Source organism: Cyanobacteriota bacterium (assembly GCA_025054735.1).
Lineage (GTDB): Bacteria > Cyanobacteriota > Cyanobacteriia > SKYG9 > SKYG9 > SKYG9.
Genome location: JANWZG010000029.1, coordinates 1 through 15,651 on the forward strand (window position 1 = coordinate 1; position 15,651 = coordinate 15,651).

Below are 15,651 nucleotides of genomic sequence, written 5' to 3' on the forward strand. Positions count from 1 at the left end.
GCAGTGGCTACAGCCATTAACAGGCAAACCCTTGAGCACACTACCGCCACCTGACCGTCCTCTAGCGCCGAAGCTGTTTGTACCAGGGCTAACGGCCTCAGCGTTGTCGATGTCGGCATCGCCACCACAAGTTATTCTCCAAGCGCTGATTGCGTTAGTTGACCAAGTTCCGCTACCCATGATGGTGCAAACCAGTACAGGGCAAGTTCTAGTTCGCAACGCAGCTTGGCATCAACAACTGTCGGAACTGCAAAATCCGCTGTTGATTCAGCAGGCAGCCGCATCGCTTTTGGAGGTAGAACCCGCAGAACTAGCGGCTCTCAGGACTGCCCGCCCAGAAGGTCAAGCCCCAGATAACCCTATGGAAGCGAATGACTATGGGCAATGCCAACGTGGAGCAGATGCTAATACCTGTATTTGTCTTTGCCCCATGCGCGATGGACGGGAAAAGGTGTGGCAGTTTACTAAAATTCCCATCCAAATTGCTCCGCCGATGCAGAATAGCCTGCATTCGGTAGCCACATCACCGTCGTCACTGCCGTTCATGCCGCCGTTTCGATTAGGAACGTTGGGAAATGAGCATGAAGCTAATCCAAGCTGTGAGGCATCTTCTGTAGTCAGTGAGACTGTGTGGCTGCTACTGGCGCAAGACCGCACTGAGCAGCACCGAGTGACAACGGAGTTAGCCGCTCGCAACGCTGACCTAACGCAACTGAATCGACTCAAGGATGAGTTTTTGGCCTGTATTAGCCATGAGTTGAAAACGCCCCTCACCGCTATTCTTGGTCTGTCTAGCCTGTTGAAGGAAGCAGTTATGGGCGAACTGAACGATCGCCAGCTTCGCTATGTGCAACTAATTCATCAGAGCGGTCGCCATTTGGTGTCGATCGTCAACGATATGCTAGACCTCACGCGCATGGAAACTGGCCAGCTAGAACTAGTCCTGGAACCAGTTAATATTTATACAATTTGTGATACTGCCTATCACCAAGCCAAGGCTCAGCATAATACGCTGGAATCAAACCTAGATCGATCTCAAGATGCGTCTAGTCAAGCTGCGTCAGCTACTCCACCAGATATTGAGTCACACTTTACACTTGATATTGAACCAGGGCTGGATTATATCGTCGCCGATGCCCTGCGTTTACGTCAAATGTTAGTGCACCTATTGTCCAATGCCATCAAGTTCACTGAAGGGCAGCAGCCGTTTGGGTTGACTGTTAGTCGATGGGAAGGCTGGATTGCCTTCACCGTATGGGATACAGGCATTGGTATTCCGGCAGACAAGCAACACTTAATCTTCCAGAAGTTTCAACAACTAGAAAGCCCCTTGACTCGCCGCTTTGAAGGCACAGGCCTAGGCTTGGTACTAACACAACGACTAGCACGGTTGCACGGTGGAGATGTCACGTTTATCTCAAAAGAGGGGGAAGGCAGTGAGTTTACTCTGCTGCTGCCACCTGCACCGCCCCGCTCAGGATATAGCCCTGCACCAGAGACAGAAGATGGGCAATATAGATACCACCAAAGTGAATTAACCTCTTCCCAGTGGTTCATGTCTCTGCCAACACCGGGTAGGCTGAGCAATCGGTTAGTGTTGTTGGTAGAGTCAGCCGCTAATGTGATTGAAGATTTGACCTATCACATCATGAGTTTAGGTTACCGAGTGGCGATCGCCCGCTCTGGGACTGAAGCCTTAGAGAAAGCGCGACGACTACAGCCCTGTGTAATATTTCTGAACCCACTGTTGCCGTTATTATCGGGATGGGATGTGTTGACATTACTAAAATCCTATGCCGATACGAAGGAAATTCCTGTTGTTGTCATGGGAACCCTTGCGGAAAGGACACGTGCTTTTCGCAACCAAGCTGATGAGTTCTTAGTCATACCCGTTCAAGATGAACAACTCCAGTATGTCTTAACTTCCCTGGCAAGTTGGGTCACTGAACCGTCAAACCCACCCGCACCATCTAACATTGCCCAGAGTTTGACGGTTATGGTGTTAAATTTAACTAACAATCAGCAGGTAATATCCGAGAGTCAGCAGGAGCAGCCACCAGCCGCATCTAAGCCTGATCCATCGGGTTCTGCGTCATTGTTAGAAATTACGCAACTGTTGCAGACCCATCATCATCGCCTCTTAGAAGTGGATGATCTAGAACAGGCCGATCTCCTAGCAAGGGTCTGGAAGCCAGATGTAGTGTTATTGAGTGACAATTCACCAGATCCTAGGGCTAATGTCCAGCAACTTAGCCAATATGACTACTTAGCATCACTGCCGATCGTCACTCTAACACCGGCAGTCACTGAAGTTGCCAATCAAATCAGTAGGTTGACCATTTTTCCTTGCTTAGCTTCACCAACTACAGCCCTCAGTACCGTACCAGGGCAGCCAGAGGTTTCGACACTGCTGCAAGTAATTCAGGCTGCTGCTGGCATGGACTGGGTTCCTTGCATACTCCTAGTGGATATTTTGCACCTTACGGATTTGGCTCTGTGCAGTCGCCTTGGTCGGCAATTCGTTCAATCTCAGCCTTGGTCAAAATTTATACCTGGGGTAACCACTAAGTTTTCCGGTGACTGGCTGCGAACCCTGGCCCGATATTTGCAAACAGCAGGACTTAGAGGTCTAATAGGCCAGTCATGGGCAGAAGTGTTACATCATATCCACTACCAAAATGTGGATGTAATGCTGTTCTACCTCCACGGAGCCGATACTCTAGACTGCTCCGATGCCACAATTCCACTAGAGAATGCGTTGACAGAGCTGTGTAAATATGACCACTTGCCTCCAATTTTAGTGCTGGACTATTGCCACGGATTTGAGTCCCACCAAGCTGGTTCACTCTCTTCATCCTCGCGGAGTCATCGATCGCCATTACCAGAGTCGTTGCTAGAGCAATTGCAATCAATTTCAACTCAAGTGATACCGGGTACAACATCCATAGCCCAGTTACTAGAGATTATTCATGGGATTCTCAAGCAGTAAATGATTTTTGCCTGGGTGATTGACGTTCACATCCCAGTTGCTTGTCTTAGAATAAAGACATATTGCTTAAAATAACTTAATGCCAGATCCCTTTACCCCCTTGCGCTGCATTTATGACCTCAACGCTCTCCCTCTTTGCTCCTGTTGAAGCTGATTTATTAACGCTGACGAATAACCTCAGGCAACTTGTTGGTGCCCGCCATCCAATTCTGTATGCAGCGGCTGAACATCTCTTCAGTGCTGAAGGTAAGCGTGTTCGTCCAGCGATCGTCTTACTAGTGTCTCGTGCCACTATGCCAGGGAGTGACATTAGTTTCAAGCACCGTCGGTTAGCAGAAATCACCGAGATGATCCACACTGCTAGCTTGGTGCACGATGACGTGTTGGATGAGTCAGATATGCGGCGCGGCATTCCTACAGTACACAATAGCTTTAGTAACCGGGTGGCAGTGTTGGCTGGAGATTATCTGTTTGCCCAGTCGTCTTGGTATCTGGCAAATCTAGATAATTTAACTGTAGTGAAGCTGCTGTCAGAAGTGATTATGGATTTGGCAGAAGGTGAAATTCAACAGGGGTTAAGCTGTTTTGATACAACGCTTTCAATCGAGGCTTATCTAGAAAAGAGTTACTATAAAACCGCTTCACTCATTGCCAACAGCAGCAAGGCAGCAGCAGTGCTGAGCGGTGTGTCGCCGGAACTAGCCGATCATCTCTATTGGTATGGTCGTCATGTAGGGTTAGCATTTCAGATTGTTGACGATATTCTAGATTTCACTGGATCCGCAGATGTATTGGGGAAACCAGCGGGGTCTGACCTAAAGAGCGGCAACCTGACAGCACCGGTGCTGTATGCCCTTGAAGAGAAACCTTACCTAGAGTCTTTGATAGAGCGAGAATTTGCCCAACCAGGCGATCTGGAACAGGCGATCGCCCTTGTGAAAGATAGCCAAGGCATTGCTCGCTCTCGTGAGTTGGCGAGTCAACAGGCACGAGCTGCGATTCAACATGTCAGCGAGTTGGCACCATCTGAGTCACGCCAAGCCTTGATTGACTTGGTAGATTATGTCGTTAGTCGGATCCGATAACTTAGCAGGCAATGATGTGATTTCAATGGCCTTGTGGCCAAGATGGTATGGTGGGCAATGTAGTGTTGCGTAGAGGTCGATCCCAATGGTTCACATGCCATTACTGGTTCAGCGTGGGATTCAGCATAGACTAGGGGCACTAGCTTTAGCTAGTACGATCGTTGTTGCGGCTGCATCTAGTTCCCACTCCTTACCAGGGTATCAGTCAAATTCAAGGATTGCTAGACCTGCATTACTTGATCTCACTAGAGATCCAGTTATGTTGCCAGTTGCGTCGTCTCACCGTGGACAATTCTGGCAGCCAGTTAGCTCGACGATCGTTACTCAACAGCCACCGACCATGCCTGCGCGTCCTCGCAAGCTCACTGCTGCTGAAGCCCGTCAATTGCAGCAACTGATTGCCCGTTCACCAGGCAGAAAGGTGATTATGGAGCATACCTTTCGGGTCAATGTGCCTACATTTGGTTCCTGTCTATTTGTGTCAGTGCTGGATTTGTCTCGCGGTGCTCCTAAGCTTGCACTGCACTTAGTGAGCAATAATCGAATTGTTTACACCTTTCCCCAACCGACTTGGGCGCAATCGTGGACTCTTCTTGAGGTCAAGGCGGTGGGGTTTATGGAACTCAACTTCGATGGCGGTGACAGCGATATTGTGTTGATTGCCGACTACACGGCTGGCCCAAGTGGCCCAGGCACCTCGCCTCCATTCCCAGTGGTGTTGGTGTATTTGACGGAAGAGCGTGGTTATGTATTAGATGACGAAATCAGCCGGATCTTGACTCGACGCCGTGTGGCAACGATCGCTAAAGCAGAAGATATTATGCGCCGAGAGTTCCAATATTTACCCTAGGATGACGATAATTACCCACAAGGGCACTAGCCTGCATCTGTTGCCAGAAAAAGCGATCTATCTAGAACAATTCCGTACCTTGCTAGTGGCTGATGTGCATCTGGGCAAATCTGAAGCCTTTCAAGCCAGAGGAATTCCCATTCCTAGTGATGTCAACGATCAGACTCTTGATCGCCTACGGGCACTGTGTATGACTCATCCAGTAGAGCAGTTGATAATTTTGGGGGATTTGTTTCACTCTCGTGCTGCCCTTAATACTGGAGTTATGGCAGCTTGGTCAGCATTTCTGCAAGCAATCGCCATCGACGTAATCTTGATTGTAGGCAACCACGATCGTCCCCTAGTCAAGGCACTGGCTTCCTTGCCTATCACCTATCATCTGGGTGACTGGCGACTAGACTCCTTACTCCTTAGCCACGATCCCCATCCTAGTCCTAGCTATCTCAACCTGTGTGGACACATCCATCCTTGCCTGCGGCTTAAGACTGGCACAGATAGCCTGCGTCTGCCTTGCTTCCACTTTGATCGCTGCCGGAATGTTCTAGCCCTCCCTGCCTTTGGTGAGTTTACAGGCGGCTACGAGATTTCCCTCGCTAGCAAGGATGTTGCCTATGTCGTTGCTGACTATCAGGTTGTGGAAATTACATCTCAGGTTCATCGCCATAGGTATAGGTTAGGGCAAGGCTAGCTATTCAAGCGGCTGTTGGTGTTACAAACCCAGACACCAGTAGCCATTAGGCAACTCACTGATAGTCTAATAGTTGCTCAATCCCGACTCTGCCAACGGTGTCCTGCCCAGCCTTACCGCCGCCACCGCAGTAGAAGATCAGAACCGCCACCATCATAGAAATGAAGGCGACCAAAGCCCAAGAACAAACCCCGCTGCTGTTCTGGTTGAGAGAAAATAGTAATGCCAAACTGGTAAATGCCAGCAGTATCTGGGTTTTCTGTGGGGTTTAATGCAATCGTGAAGCGCTGACCAGGAGGCACAGGCTGCTCAAATTGAATCGTAACAGTACGGGTTTGCGGATCAGCAACTACGCTCTGGAGGGGTAGGCGAGCACCGGGGTTGCTGCGATCGCCAGCAAATACTTCACTTTGCTGCACATAAAACTTGATTGTATCCAGCCCGTCGTATTGGTTCAGAACCACCTTGGTCACAGGGTTTCGAGTGTTTGTGCCCACCTCTATGGTGAAGTAATAGGTCGCTGACCAAGCCCGAATTGAACTTTGGCTAGTCCAAGCATTGATCAATCGCGATGGTTTTGTAGCCTGAGCAAGCAACACTAACTGGCTGCACATTAACCAAGTGGCTGTAAGTGCGATCATTCCTAGCCCTATTAATCTTGTTCGTCTACCCATAACTGTCTCCCCTGGTAATATTAGCCTTCTCGATTCTAAAAGCTAGAACTCTAGGTAAACGAAGATCGTATCTACATAGGTGGAGCTTACAGTAATTGCCCTCAACGGTATGACTTGGAGTCAAGCCAGTAATCATCACGGTCATAGCCACAAAATTATCGATTTCGCCAATCTCTAGAAGGCACGAACTGCCTCCCGCAAGACGGATGATTGCAGATAAGGTTTGAGGGAGTCAGGTGTACCCAGATCAACTAAACTCCCTAAAATCTCCTCTAGGTATCGTTTCAAGCGTACAAAGGTGAACAATCCAACCGGATGGTCAAACTCTACTCACAGGATTAACATCGGGTACATCCCACTTACGCAAATAATCCCTCATCCCCCAGCCCCTTCTCCTTGCCCCCTTGGCCCCCCGCGAACGAGGGGTTGGGAGAGCCAGATTGGAAGTCCCTCTCCCTGCTTGGGAGAGGGATTTAGGGTGAGGGCTACACAAGTGGATGCACTCATCAACATTGCTGTTTGTTTGCGCCTCATCTCTGGCCACTGAGCCAAAGAGCATCAGAGACTTCACACCAAAGCTCTTCAGTGTGCTCTGATGAATAGCAATACATAATCTAGTGAGGATGTTGGTAGCGAGGACTTAAGTCCTCACTACGAGCCTTAACAGCTATCAAGTTGTCCTAACCAATCAGTTTTTTAGATAGGAAGCCTAAGGCGAGGGCTAGAGGGTGTCTCTGAATCTAACTCAAGTTAGGAAATCTGACGAATAATAGTGGGTACAAAATGCAACATTCAGATGATCAAGGGACTGCTCTAGCCACTTAACATCTTTTCGGGGGCTAGTTTTGTGATGGTTAAAAAGATAAGCAATCTGACGCTCCAGAAATTCCTTGGCCTGTTTGCACAGCAGTGCGATTTTCAACAGCAGGCCCACTAATGAAGTCGCTCCACTGTTGTTGAACACGTCCGTAAACGTGACGATCGATCCTTGCAGGTTATTTTTATCGAACACTAGAAACTTCAGCACATCCTGACAAACATCTGGCAAAAACCGACTAAAGCTATGGGTATTGTGTTGTGCACAACTGCGATGAATACAATCCCGGAGCTTTTCATGGAATCGTCCGTTGCCGTATGGTTCCACGGCTACCTTCAGATAATCGTAAAAGTCAGCCTTAAACTCCCGGAAATCTGGAGCCGTTTCACAACGCTTTAAGAAGTCGCAGGCAGCCTGTCGATAGGTAAGACCGTGGTGTACTTTGCCTGTAAAGTGAAGTAACGACCTACGCAACTCTTCGTCGTCTAGACTAGTGGGGTTATGGGCAGAACCCTGTCTATGGGAATTCACGATGTACACATGATAAAAGTCCCTCAAGTTCGAGGCTAGTGTCCGTTGTGTATCAAGTTTTTGCCTATGAACAACATCTCGTTCTTCGATCGTTCTGCACCGATTCGCTAGGCAATGGTCATATAGGAACGGATAGCGATGTACCAAAGTCCTTAAGGGCTGAGATGCTTCTGATTCGCTGGTTTCATCAAACCCACTTTGAATATAATGTATAGTCAACAAGTTAGGCTCCGTAGCCGGAACGGAGAAGCGCATACCCACCCGCTCTCCCCGTGAAGAGCCTTGGGCTAGCTGCTGCAACCGCCCATATTCCTCGCTTTGAGTGAACTGACAGAGTAACTTATGTAATCGATGGGCAGAGGTTCCATAGGACTCTGAGGAAAAATCAGCAAGGATTGCCAGCAATTCCTGCACAGCCCATTGCAGATTCGGTTGCCTCCAGTTGTTGATCAGAATGTAGCAGCAACGGTTAAACACCAACCGAAAGCGATCGTCAGCAAATTCACTAACAGCTAACTGATGTAACGCTGTCCGAATGTGAGGGTCGGGGTAATTAACACTATCGGTGAACAGGTTCTGAAAGCGCTCTAACATTTCCTCAGGCGACTCTGATTTCACCCAATGGATCAGGTGATTGTAGAGTAGGTCATCTGGCCTGCTAGTGGAGTTAGAATGCTGGCGTTCCATTGTGGTAGCCTCTAGATAGAATGCACCCGATCGCGATGACGATGCTAGAACGACATTAACGATCAGTGTGAGCTAGTGAACCGTTTGTACAGAATAGGTTACATGAGAAAACCGTATTAATACGGTTACATGGATCAGTATTTTCAACTGTCTACCATGGCTTCAACTATCCCATCCTCCTAGTAGGGGATATGTGACTCTGGTCACAGATATAGTGTGATTCCACCTCCTCTCAAGCAATTCTCATAGTTTCCGTTGCCCCTAGACTGCGTAAGGTAGAGCGTTGAGCTGAGGTTAAGCCCGTAGTGTTGTAGATGTTCATGCCTTCGTAGGGTTTTCCAGGGCCTAGGGTTTTATAACATTTATCCAGATTGACAGCCCAGAGTTTTACGGTTCCATCGTGGCTGCCACTGATAAGGCGCTGCCCATTGGCAATTAAGCGAGTAAACCAAACTCGGTTTGTGTGGCCCTGCAAGACCTTAACACGACTGCCGCTAACCAAATCCCACAGGCAAATGGTGTGGTCATCGCTACCTGTGACTAGTTGTGAGCCATCGGGACTAAATGCCAAGGAGCAAACCCGCTGGGTGTGACCTTGCAAAAGCTGTATACATTCCCCTGTGGCTACATTCCATACCTTAATCACTTGATCGTCGCCAGCACTAGCCAGTAATTCTCCGGCAACTAGCGGTGAGGTCAATACGGGGCAAAAGGCAATGGTATGGACTCGATCGCTGTGACCGCGTAGTACTTGTAAACATTCTCCTGTGGTGACATCCCATAGGCGGACTGTGCTGTCGTAGCTACCGCTAGCTATGCGATCGCCAGTTGGATTAAAGGCCAATGACCAAATCCGGTTTGTGTGTCCCTGCAATACGTTCAAGCACTCACCGGTCATAAAATTCCACAGGCGTATAGTTTGGTCGCTGCTACCACTGGCCAGTAGGTAGGGTTGCCATCCCCAGGCAATGTCAGCATCAACTTGAGCAGCAGGCTCTAAAACGGGACGAAATGCGACCGTGTGAATCCGATCGCTATGGCCCCGTAATGTTTGCAAACACTGGCCGGTGCTTACATCCCACAGCCGAATGGTATTGTCATCGCTGCCACTGGCTAGCAGTCGATCGTTGAAACCAAAGGCAACGGCCCACACCCAATCGGTATGACCTGTTAGCGTACCTAGACATTGACCAGTGGCCACATCCCAGAGACGTACTTTGCGATCGTCGCTACCAGTTGCTAACGTCTGGTGATCATGACTGAGGGCAAAAGACCAAACTCGGCGCATGTGTCCTTGCATAGTCCGTAGACACTTACCAGACGCTACATCCCATAGTTTCACCATTTGATCATCACCCCCACTGACAATTACGCCATCATTGCTACCTAAGGTCAGGTTGGTGGAGGATAATGGCCCAAAACTGAGTGACCAAACCCCATGGTTTTTTTCACCAAAGGTTTGTAGGCATTCCCCGTTGGTCATGTCCCACAGTTTAATGGTGTGATCAGCGCTACTACTGGCTAGCAGCGTGCCGTCTTGGCTAAAGGTGACTGTCTGCACGGTATCGGTATGTCCACTGAGCACTTCTCGCAATCGTCCTTGGTTGACATTCCAAAGTGTGATGGCACGATCGTCGCTGCCAGCCGCCAAGATTAATGAAGAGGCTTTAAGCCAATCGGGAAAGGAAAAGGCCCAATTGCGATTGGTTGTGGCATCCAACGTTTGGTGACAGAGGCCTGTCGCTACGTCCCAAAGTTTGATGTGGCGCAGATCCCCACTGACAAGATATTGACCGTCTGGGCTAAAGGCCAGGGAAATAATGCGATCGTCATGGCCGTGCCACTGGTTCAAACAGGTTCCTGTGCTTACCTCCCACAGACAAATGGTCTGATCATCGCCACCACTGGCTAAGATGCTGCCCCATTTAGACGACAGTGATGGCGGTGGTACCAGACAAAAGGCTAAGGCATGGATTGATCCTCCATGCCCCTGTAATGTTTGCAGACATTGGCCAGTTTCTACATCCCACAGGCGAATTATTTCATCATCCCCACCTGTTGCTAACAGGCGACTATCGGGACTAAAGGCAAGGGCATTGACCCAGGCAGTGTGCTCCCGGAAGGCAAAACGTTGAGTACCATTGGCGAGGTTCCATAACAATACTTCACCGTTGTTGTCTCCAGTTGCTAGCCATTGGCCATCTGGGCTAACCAGCACGGTCAAAAAACCACCTAGGTTCTGGGCAAATACAGATTGCAGGATATGGGCATGGGAAAAATTGACGTTATGGAGGTTGACATCTGGTAAATATGCCTGCCGAATTGTTAGGTGTGAAAAGTCATAGCCAGTCAAGTCAATGCGTAGGTAACGGCATAGGTTTAATACATTACCTCCACCATAGCCTGTGGGTTGGTGATGGCGAACATAGGCTAGCAATTGAGTGATTGCAGCTAGTAGGGCATCATGGGTGCCAAAAAATTGTTGCAGGCGAGTGGCGATCGGTTTGAGGATTAGCCGCACTTGGCTATCACGCACATAATCCTTGGCTTGAGCTTTGATCAGGGCATAGGTATGAAAAATCTGTAGCCTTTGGTGACTGTCATTGACAGGTTTGCTATGGGAATCAGGGATTGAGGATGCTCGGTTAACACACTCTAAAATTTCAGCGACAACTTGGTCAATTAGGCGATCGGTCATGTATTCCATCACCACTGGCTGTTGAGTAAAGGCTGCTGACGGTGGTTCTGTCAGGGCTGATCGCTGCCCTAAGGCCGTGACTTCTTCAATTAGACAGCGATGCACGAGTGATCCCAGCGCCTCTAGCAGTACCGCAGGTGACTCTGTGGGGATAATATCCTCTATCAGCTCACTCACAGACATTGGCTCGCGGTTGATGGCCAGCCAATACATGATGGCCTGTTCTAGGGGTGATAGCCGATTAAATTGCTGGTCTAAGGGGGTGCGAATGCTACTGAAAAAGGTAACCCCTTGACGCAAAAATTCCCCAATATGCCCATTACATAGCTCTCGGATGTAAGCTGCTACCAGCTTTAGGGCTTGAGGGTTGCCACTGTAGCGCTCTACAAGTTTCCGTTGTTCGTCAGCGGTGCCCTTTAGATCCATAGCGGTCAAGATCTGCCGCCCTATTGTCTCTGGAAGTCCAGCAAGCTGCAACGATCGCACAGGTTGCTCTCCTTCTAGAATCACCAAGTTATTAGGTTTTTCTCGACTAGTAAGAATCATGCAGCTTTGATGGACTGACTCGCCAACGCTGCGCAATAGGTCACCATATCCCTCATACCCTGGACGGTAGCTGCCAGCATGACTACCACTCTGCAAAATGGATTCAGCGTTGTCTAGCACTAACAGACAGCGATGACTGCGCAGACAATCTAATAAATGAGCTAAATCGTTTTGACGATCGGGTTCATTGGTCAAAAATCGCAATAGATCATCCAGCAGGTCTGTCAAGGGTGGTGCATTCAACAACGATCGCCAGATTACTCGGTCAAACTGATCTTGCAACATCCTCGCTAGGCGGGTGGCTACAGTTGTTTTGCCGATGCCACCCATACCCAATACCATCACTAACCGACAGCGCTGATGGGGCTGATCTGACGCAAACCCACCTACAATCCACTGGGTTAGCATTGCCAACTCTTCGTCGCGCCCGTAGATTGTGGTAGTGTCTGGCGCTTCTCCCCAGCTCTGTTGAGGCAATGCTGATGGAACAGAAGGTTGCTGGTAGGGGGCATCGCGCTCCACAACCTCTTCCCAGTTCAAGGCCAACACAGTGCAAAATGCCTTGAAGGACTCTGGCTTGATGTAATCTTTACCCCGTAGGAAACGCTTCCAGGTAGGCATAGAAGCTCCATTAGCGGGTGGCATACCCTCATGCCAGGTAGCGTCTAGAACTTGACTAGCAGCATAGAGCCACTGGTCACTATCTTGGATCCAACCCCGTTCCCACCGAATCTGTTGCACCCGCTCTTGAATTTTGAGTAAACCTGCATGAGATGCTTTTAGACCGACTTTGCTCCGCCTTGGGGTCATCAGAGTTACCCTGCATAATCACTGCAATTTGTCCAGATTCAGTTTTAGATCAGCTCTGTTGTGATCATAAGCTGAGTCTAGCGAACCTCTGCGATCGCAGGTGAGAATTTGCCTAGAAGGCTGGAAAAGCTTCTTCGTCCCAGCCGAATCAGGAGGTATCCGATGTCATGCCCAACTGCTGCCTATGGACAGAGAGTTTGCCAAATTGTCGATCATCCCGATCGTCGTGATGAGAGCTTCTGTGCCACCTGCCAGCGTCGCTTTGTGCAACCAAGGTCAGAAGGGCAAATGTCACCATCTCAAGGTAGTAACGGATTAGGGTTTCTGTCTACCTTCGGAGGAGTTTGCCTAGCGCTGCTGTTGGTCAGCATCATAGCAAGACAACCTGACTTAGAACCAGATAGTCCTCAAGAGCCACAACCTTTAGCAACAATCACCAGTAGTGCTAGCCGTTAGGGCGAAGGGTCGGTTGTTAGTTATTGGCTTACTGGAGCGACTACTAGCCAAGCATTTCCCCAATAATTAGCCCCCTGCCGATTCCTAAATGACCAACCTCAGAACAGTTGAGTAACTACCATTGACAGCCATGCATGAGTTTAATAATTGTCAGCACCGCGATAGGTTTTGGAATCATGATGCTACTGCTTGGAATGTGCCCGATGGGGATCGTCGGTACTTTTCGGATGAAATCGCCTCCTTGGATGCTGTGTTGATCAAGCGGCGAGATAATTATCAACTTTGGAGTCGGCGTGGTGATCTGTTGATGGCTTTTTATCGCTATGAGGAGGCTATCCTCAGCTATGAACGTGCCCTGATGCTGAAACCATCATTGGCAGAGGTTTGGTATCACCGGGGGATGGCTTTGGTGCAGCTAGGGCGACATCAGGAGGCGATCGCGTCGTTTGACGAGGCAATCACCGTGAATCCGACTTATCAACCTGCGTGGCTACAGCGTGCCATTGCGCGATGTCAGCTAGATGACCATGAAGCAGCGATCGCTGACTATGACCAAGCTGTGTTACTGGATGTCAAGGATGCTTACGCTTGGCAGCGGCGAGGTTCAGCGTTATTCGTATTGGGGCGCTATGAGCAGGCTGTTGCTAGTCTGGATAAGGCGCTGCGTCTGCAACCGGGTTGTTATGAAGCGTGGTATGCCCGTGCAGACAGCCTTTATTTGCTAGGACGACACGATGAAGCTATCGCTAGCTATCGCCGCATGTTAATCTTACGCCCGACTTACATGGGTTGGATTGCCCTTGGCAACTATCTCCAGTCATTAGGGCATGTGCAGGAGGCGATCGACTGTCTGGATCGAGCCTTGGAACTAGGTCAGGGCATCCATGCCGACTGCTGTGACCTGTGGCATCGGCGTGGCCAGTTGTTAGAGCGTCTGAACCAGTTTGACGAGGCAATCGCCAGCTACGACCAAGCAATTTGCCTAAACCCAGACTTCTGTGTAGCTTGGGCTAGCCGAGGCATGGCGCTGTTTACCCTTAAACGCTATGAGGAAGCGATCGCGAGTTGCGATCGCACCTTACATCTCAGCGATAACCACTATGGAGCACAGTTCACCCGTAGTAGTGCTCTGTTTTGTCTGGGGCACTACCATGCTGCTGTTTCTGGGTTTAACCACCTACTGCACAACTATCCTAAAGATGCCTTGGTTTGGCGGTTACGTGGCAAAGCCCTACTAGAGTTAGATGACTACGACCAGGCGCTGGTTAGCTACAACTACAGCATTCGCTTTCAGCCCAATAGCCCTGAGGCATGGCTAGAAAGAGCCGTAGTCCTAGCTCACCTAGATCGTATGGAAGCCGCTATCGCCAGTTGCGATCGTGCCCTCCGCCTCCAACCCCACAATCCCAGGGGCCTCCATATTCGACAGTTGTTAGTTGTAAACTGTGCTAGGTAATGACAGTGGGCTTATCCATGCCGGTGAGCGCCCGGATCTGGGCAATATGATCAGCAATGGCAATTAAGTCTCTCAGTGCCACTTGGGGATCCAAGCCATGGTTGGCAGGATTTGCCTCGTAACTTTCTAGATAGACTCGCAGGGTTGCCCCCTGGGTGCCCGTGCCAGATAGCCGAAACACAATGCGAGAGCCATCGGTAAACCCAATGCGGATGCCTTGGTTGTGGCTAATGCTGCCATCGATCGGATCCGTATAGCTGAAGTCATCAGCATAATCTACCTGGTATTGGCGAAACTGTTGCCCTTTCAAAGTTGGCAGGGCTTGCCGCAAGTTGGCAACCAGCGTTTGGGCACGATCGCTATCTATGCCCTCGTAGTCATGACGAGAATAGTAATTGCGACCATAGGTTTGCCAGTGTTCTCGCACAATCTGTTCCACTGATTGCCGTCGCACGGCCAGGATATTTAACCAGAACAATACGGCCCAGAGGCCATCCTTTTCCCGCACATGGTTGGAACCAGTGCCAAAGCTTTCTTCGCCACAGAGGGTTGCCCGACCTGCATCCAGCAAGTTACCGAAAAACTTCCAGCCCGTAGGGGTTTCGTAACAGTCAATCCCCAACCGAGCAGCAACCTGATCAGCCGCTTGGCTCGTCGGCATTGATCGGGCTACACCAGCAAGACCGTTGCGATAGGCGGGCACTAAGTTCGCATTTGCCGTCAATACCGCTAAGCTGTCACTAGGATTAACAAAGAACTTACGGCCCAAGATCATGTTGCGATCGCCATCTCCATCGGAGGCTGCGCCAAAGTCGGGGGCATCATCTCCAAACAGTTTCTCCACTAAGTCGTGGGCGTAAACCAAGTTAGGGTCTGGATGTCCACCCCCAAAATCCTCTAGAGGAACACCATTGCAGACTGTGCCCGCTGGCGCACCTAGGCGTTGTTCAAACAACTTGCGAGCATAGGGGCCTGTTACAGCATGAAGTGAATCTATACACATGCGAAAGGTGCCCCCTGTCAACAGCTCACGAATGCGATCGAAATCAAACAGTGACTCCATCAGTGCAGCGTAGTCGATAACTGAGTCAATGACTTCGACCGTCATGGATCCTAACTGGGTTTTTCCGAGCCGATCCAGATCCACATCTGCTGCCTCTAGCAGTTTGTAATGGTCGATCGTCTGACTCCGAGCATAGATAGCGTTGGTTACCTTTTCCGGTGCGGGGCCGCCATTGCTAATGTTGTACTTAATACCAAAATCAGCATTGGGGCCACCTGGATTGTGGCTAGCAGACAGAATAATGCCTCCAAAGGCTCCATACTTGCGAATTAGGCAAGATACGGCCGGAGTGGATAAAATA

11 protein-coding genes and 1 pseudogene are annotated in these 15,651 nt (G+C 49.7%); 6 read left to right on the top strand and 6 right to left on the bottom strand.

The genetic code is table 11. The features are described 5' to 3' along the window. The 4 genes from NZ772_02700 to pdeM form a co-directional block, all read left to right on the top strand. The coding region (locus NZ772_02700; protein MCS6812469.1) for an ATP-binding protein at window positions 1-2,989 on the top strand (2,989 nt) is incomplete at its 5' end. Between the two features lie 113 nt (window positions 2,990-3,102). Next, complete coding sequence (gene sds / locus NZ772_02705; GenBank protein ID MCS6812470.1) at window positions 3,103-4,074, top strand: solanesyl diphosphate synthase; 972 nt, start codon at window positions 3,103-3,105, stop codon at window positions 4,072-4,074. Window positions 4,075-4,333: 259 nt separating this feature from the next. Then, window positions 4,334-4,924, top strand: coding sequence for a hypothetical protein (locus tag NZ772_02710; protein MCS6812471.1), 591 nt, complete (start codon window positions 4,334-4,336; stop codon window positions 4,922-4,924). A 1-nt stretch (window position 4,925) separates the two neighbouring features. Beyond that, a complete protein-coding gene (gene pdeM / locus NZ772_02715) occupies window positions 4,926-5,612 on the top strand; it encodes a ligase-associated DNA damage response endonuclease PdeM (protein ID MCS6812472.1) in 687 nt (228 codons plus the stop codon). 113 nt (window positions 5,613-5,725) lie between these two features. Here the strand turns inward: pdeM and NZ772_02720 are convergent, their stop codons facing one another. The 5 genes and pseudogenes from NZ772_02720 to NZ772_02740 all read right to left on the bottom strand — a co-directional run bounded on the left by NZ772_02720 (window position 5,726) and on the right by NZ772_02740 (window position 12,375). Continuing rightward, a complete protein-coding gene (locus tag NZ772_02720; GenBank protein MCS6812473.1) occupies window positions 5,726-6,253 on the bottom strand; it encodes a DUF2808 domain-containing protein in 528 nt (175 codons plus the stop codon). Window positions 6,254-6,460: 207 nt separating this feature from the next. After that, window positions 6,461-6,616 (bottom strand): annotated as a pseudogene (locus NZ772_02725) (nucleotidyltransferase). Further along, complete coding sequence (locus tag NZ772_02730; GenBank protein MCS6812474.1) at window positions 6,606-6,911, bottom strand: nucleotidyltransferase domain-containing protein; 306 nt, start codon at window positions 6,909-6,911, stop codon at window positions 6,606-6,608. Before NZ772_02730 ends, NZ772_02725 begins: the two are co-directional and overlap by 11 nt. 120 nt (window positions 6,912-7,031) lie before the next feature. Then, window positions 7,032-8,252, bottom strand: a complete 1,221-nt coding sequence (locus NZ772_02735; GenBank protein ID MCS6812475.1) for a hypothetical protein — start codon at window positions 8,250-8,252, stop codon at window positions 7,032-7,034. 301 nt (window positions 8,253-8,553) lie between these two features. Continuing rightward, window positions 8,554-12,375 (bottom strand): NB-ARC domain-containing protein, encoded by a 3,822-nt coding sequence (locus tag NZ772_02740; protein ID MCS6812476.1) that lies wholly within the window; start codon window positions 12,373-12,375, stop codon window positions 8,554-8,556. 162 nt (window positions 12,376-12,537) lie between these two features. Here NZ772_02740 and NZ772_02745 point away from each other — a divergent pair, with 162 nt between their 5' ends. Together NZ772_02745 and NZ772_02750 are read left to right on the top strand one after the other, a co-directional pair. Further along, on the top strand, window positions 12,538-12,831 hold the full coding sequence (locus NZ772_02745; protein MCS6812477.1) for a hypothetical protein: 294 nt from the start codon (window positions 12,538-12,540) through the stop codon (window positions 12,829-12,831). Window positions 12,832-12,961: 130 nt separating this feature from the next. Next, window positions 12,962-14,287: a tetratricopeptide repeat protein gene (locus NZ772_02750; protein MCS6812478.1), complete on the top strand. Its 1,326-nt coding sequence runs from the start codon at window positions 12,962-12,964 to the stop codon at window positions 14,285-14,287. On the opposite strand, the gene NZ772_02755 is transcribed toward NZ772_02750, so the two are convergent. Then, window positions 14,280-15,651, bottom strand: a 1,372-nt coding sequence (locus tag NZ772_02755; protein ID MCS6812479.1) for an alpha-D-glucose phosphate-specific phosphoglucomutase, incomplete at its 5' end; no start/stop codon positions are given. The two genes, NZ772_02750 and NZ772_02755, sit on opposite strands and share 8 nt — an antisense overlap.

What these genes read in the sequence shown, in the direction of transcription:
- sds (MCS6812470.1), top strand. Translation starts at nt 3,103, where the DNA reads ATGACCTCAACGCTCTCCCTCTTTGCTCCTGTTGAAGCTGATTTATTA.
- NZ772_02710 (MCS6812471.1), top strand. Translation starts at nt 4,334, where the DNA reads ATGTTGCCAGTTGCGTCGTCTCACCGTGGACAATTCTGGCAGCCAGTT.
- pdeM (MCS6812472.1), top strand. Translation starts at nt 4,926, where the DNA reads ATGACGATAATTACCCACAAGGGCACTAGCCTGCATCTGTTGCCAGAA.
- NZ772_02720 (MCS6812473.1), bottom strand. Translation starts at nt 6,253, where the DNA reads ATGATCGCACTTACAGCCACTTGGTTAATGTGCAGCCAGTTAGTGTTG.
- NZ772_02740 (MCS6812476.1), bottom strand. Translation starts at nt 12,375, where the DNA reads ATGACCCCAAGGCGGAGCAAAGTCGGTCTAAAAGCATCTCATGCAGGT.
- NZ772_02745 (MCS6812477.1), top strand. Translation starts at nt 12,538, where the DNA reads ATGTCATGCCCAACTGCTGCCTATGGACAGAGAGTTTGCCAAATTGTC.
- NZ772_02750 (MCS6812478.1), top strand. Translation starts at nt 12,962, where the DNA reads ATGCATGAGTTTAATAATTGTCAGCACCGCGATAGGTTTTGGAATCAT.